Genomic DNA, 3,243 nt, shown 5'->3' with positions numbered 1-3,243 from the left:
ACGTCGGTCAGCACAGGCTGATCTGCCCTGACGCCCTGAGGCGTCGGGCAGGTCAACCAGAAGCTGTTGCTGCTTTACCGACGGGGGTGGTAGTCGTCGGCGTCCTCGCCGACGTCTGTGTCGTCACCGTTCGCAGAACCTGTACCACCCTCGGTGCCGCCGGACAGCTCACGCTTGAGCTGGTCCAAGTCGGTCTCCCAGGTGCGGTACTTCAGGTCGCGAGCGACCTTCGTCTGCTTGGCCTTTGCACGGCCGCGCCCCATAGCGTCGACCCCCTCGCACAAGTCAACCGGGTACGCAGCGTGGCGCCCACGGATCAGTCGTCAGTAATCGTGGTTCTAGGTTACCCGGAGCCGGGGATCGACACACGCACCGCCCCCTGACTGGACACCAGAAGAAGTCCGATGACAGGCCGGAAGGCCTGGCTGATCCCCTCAAACCGGCCAGGCCTCCCGCGTCTTTGGCGCCTTACGGCGTCGTTACTTCACCTCGCGACGTGAGCTTGCCCACAGTCCCACGATAGTCGGCAGCACGATCCAGACGGCGAGCGCGGTGAGCGTCTCGGGCAGCATGCCGTTCATGTCCCGCTCGGCGATCCGGCCGAAGGCACCGAACACGTCCAGCCAGTCGGCGTTGTCCTTGAACAGGGCCGTGCCGGCCAGCGACCAGACCGTCGGGGCGACGAAGAAGACCAGGATCGCAACCGCGGTCTGGGCGATCACCGCACCGAAGGCAGCACCCATGACCACATTCAGGGCGTTCGTCAGGTAGGCACCGGCCAGCGCGCCACCCATCCCGGCGTACGACGTCCCGTCGCTGCCCGTGGCTCCACCGATCGCCGTGGCCAGCAGAGCGAGCAGCGTGGTCACGGTCAGCAGCACGACGCTCAGCACGATCGCGGAGACGAACTTGGCCAGCTGGACCCGGACCCGGCGCGGGGAGAGCGTGAACGTGGTCAGCGCGGTGCGCTGGGTCCACTCGCTGGTCATCGCCATCACGCCGATCACCGGCAGCAACAGCACGACGCCGGTCGAGGCGGCGCTCAGGAAGTCGTCGAAGGCGGACGGCCCGGTCGGCATGTGGGTGAGCTGCCAGCCGAGCGCTGCCAGTGCGATGGCGATGATGCCCAGGATCAGGTATCGGCCGCTGCGAGTGTCCACCGACTTGCGCAGCTCGGTGGTGACGAGCTTCAGGAAGGACTGGCCGCGGGCGGGCGGCAGGGCGCTGGAAACAGCGGCCCGGTGCTTGCCCGGGACTGCGGCCTCGGTGGCCGGGGAGGTGAGTTCGGTGACGGTCATAGTGATGAGCTCCAGGAAGTCGTAGTGGTCAGGCGGCCGCGGCGGCAGGGCTGGTCAGCTGGAAGAACAGCTCTTCCAGGCCGGCGCCGTCGCTCTCGCGCAGTTCGAGCAGGATCTGACCGGCAGCGGCGGCGGCACGGCCGACCTGCTCGGCGGTGGCGTCGACCCGCAGGGCGCCGTCGTGCAGCGGCTCGAGCAGCAGCCCGGCAGCGGTCAGTGCCTGGTTCAGGCCGATCGGGTCGAGACCGCGGACCAGCGTGCCGCTCCCGGCGAGCAGTTCCTCCAGCGAGCCGTTCGCAACGATTTGACCGCCTCCGATGACCACGAGCCGGTCGACAGTCGCCTGGACCTCGCCCAGCAGGTGGCTGGACAGGATGACAGTGCCGCCGCGGGAGGCGAAGTCCTGCAGCAGCCCGCGCATCCACCGGATGCCTTCCGGGTCCATGCCGTTGGCAGGCTCGTCAAGGATCAGTACTGCGGGGTCGCCGAGCAGCGCGGCCGCGATCCCGAGGCGCTGCCGCATCCCCAGCGAGTACTGTCCGACGCGGCGCTTCGCGGCCGGGGTGAGCCCGACAGCCTCCAGCATCTCGTCGGCCCGGCTCTTCGGAACGCCGAGCAGGCCCGCGTTGAGCTGCAGCGTCTCCCGGCCGGTCCGGCCCGGGTGCTGGGCTGCCGCGTCGAGCATGACGCCGACGACCCGGCCGGGGTTCGGCAGTTCGACGTACCGCTTGCCGGCGATCGTCGCGGTGCCCGCCGTCGGCGGGGTGAGCCCCGTCAGCATGCGCAGGGTGGTGGACTTGCCGGCACCGTTCGGGCCCAGGAAGCCGGTGATGCTGCCTGGCTCGACGGTGAAGGAGACGTCGTGCACGGCCGTGGTGCTGCCGTAACGCTTGCTGAGGTTCTCGACGGTGATCATGAGCGCAACTCTTCCGTCTCCGACCCCCTCGCCACATCGACCGACCGTCTTGTCCCACCCCCTACGAAAGTCGTCGGGGAACACCCCTAAGGCCCACCGGAAGGGGGACGTGGACAGTACGCAGCGCGACTACGCTGACGGAATGCAACGGTTGCGGCGTGCGTATGCCTGGTTCGTCCGGCGTGCGCCGCGGATCCGTGATCTGTTCTTCATCGGGTTCAGCCTGCTCACGGTCGTTGCCCAGGCGGCCGCGGACAGCCGTGGCCGCTGGGACGCGGGCGACTGGTACGTGCTATCGGCGGGCATCGTCGCGTCACTGGCACTGTGGTGGCGCCGCCGGTTTCCTGTCACCGTCACCCTCGTCGGCATCCTGGCGATGGGGACAGCGCAGATCTTCGTGCCGATGGGCCTGGCTCTGCTGACCCTGTCGATCCGCCGGCGCGACGGGATGCTCGCAGTACTGAGTGTCGCCGCGTACGCCGCGTATGTGGCGAGTTCCTGGAACGACAACGGCGACCCGTATGTCCTGCTGTTCACCGGGCCGTTCCTGGTCGGGACGTGGGTCGCGGTCGGGGCGTACGTCGGCGCCCGCCGCGACCTGATGGTGTCCCTGCGGGACCGGGCCGAGCGGGCGGAGGCAGAACGTGAACTGCGAGGCGAGCAGGCCAGGCTCGGTGAGCGGGCCCGGATCGCCCAGGAGATGCACGACGTACTCGCCCACAAGGTCTCGCTGATCGCCCTGCACGCAGGCGGGCTGGAGGTGAACCCGGCGGTCGGCCCGGAGAAGGTGGAGAGTTCGGCCGCACTGATCCGGGAGACCGCCCGCCAGGCGATGGAGGACCTGCGCGAGGTGCTCGGCGTGCTGCGAACAGATCTCAGCGTGGCCGGTGCGGACCTGGCTCCCGTACCCCGGGCCACCGACCTGGCCCGGCTCGTTGAGGCCTCACGATCGGCCGGGGTGAACATCACGAGCGACCTGGTCCTGCCTGACGAAGTGCCGCTGTCCGTGGGCCGTACCGTCTACCGGAT

At 69.0% G+C, this 3,243-nt stretch carries 4 protein-coding genes; 1 reads left to right on the top strand and 3 read right to left on the bottom strand.

What is annotated here, in order from left to right; genetic code table 11:
• Positions 1–74 precede the first annotated feature (74 nt).
• The 3 genes from VFG33_RS05245 to VFG33_RS05235 form a co-directional block, all read right to left on the bottom strand.
• The gene (locus tag VFG33_RS05245; protein WP_325022968.1) at positions 75–263 is read right to left on the bottom strand and encodes a DUF3073 domain-containing protein; all 189 of its coding nucleotides are present in this window, start codon (positions 261–263) and stop codon (positions 75–77) included.
• A 216-nt stretch (positions 264–479) separates the two neighbouring features.
• Complete coding sequence (locus VFG33_RS05240) at positions 480–1,298, bottom strand: ABC transporter permease (RefSeq protein WP_325022965.1); 819 nt, start codon at positions 1,296–1,298, stop codon at positions 480–482.
• A gap of 28 nt (positions 1,299–1,326) precedes the next feature.
• On the bottom strand, positions 1,327–2,214 hold the full coding sequence (locus tag VFG33_RS05235) for an ABC transporter ATP-binding protein (RefSeq protein ID WP_325022963.1): 888 nt from the start codon (positions 2,212–2,214) through the stop codon (positions 1,327–1,329).
• 142 nt (positions 2,215–2,356) lie between these two features.
• On the opposite strand from VFG33_RS05235, the gene VFG33_RS05230 reads away from it, so the two are divergent.
• A partial coding sequence (locus VFG33_RS05230) for a sensor histidine kinase (protein WP_325022961.1) occupies positions 2,357–3,243 on the top strand: 887 nt, incomplete at its 3' end.

The sequence above is a fragment of the Kribbella sp. genome (assembly GCF_035687465.1).
In the GTDB taxonomy this organism is placed as follows: Bacteria; Actinomycetota; Actinomycetes; order Propionibacteriales; family Kribbellaceae; genus Kribbella.
The sequence above is the reverse complement of the archived record's forward strand: the minus strand, read 5'-3'. Positions and strand labels throughout refer to the sequence as shown.

Coding starts and splice junctions, on each gene's coding strand:
- VFG33_RS05240 (WP_325022965.1), bottom strand. CDS start 1,298: ATGACCGTCACCGAACTCACCTCCCCGGCCACCGAGGCCGCAGTCCCG.
- VFG33_RS05245 (WP_325022968.1), bottom strand. CDS start 263: ATGGGGCGCGGCCGTGCAAAGGCCAAGCAGACGAAGGTCGCTCGCGAC.
- VFG33_RS05235 (WP_325022963.1), bottom strand. CDS start 2,214: ATGATCACCGTCGAGAACCTCAGCAAGCGTTACGGCAGCACCACGGCC.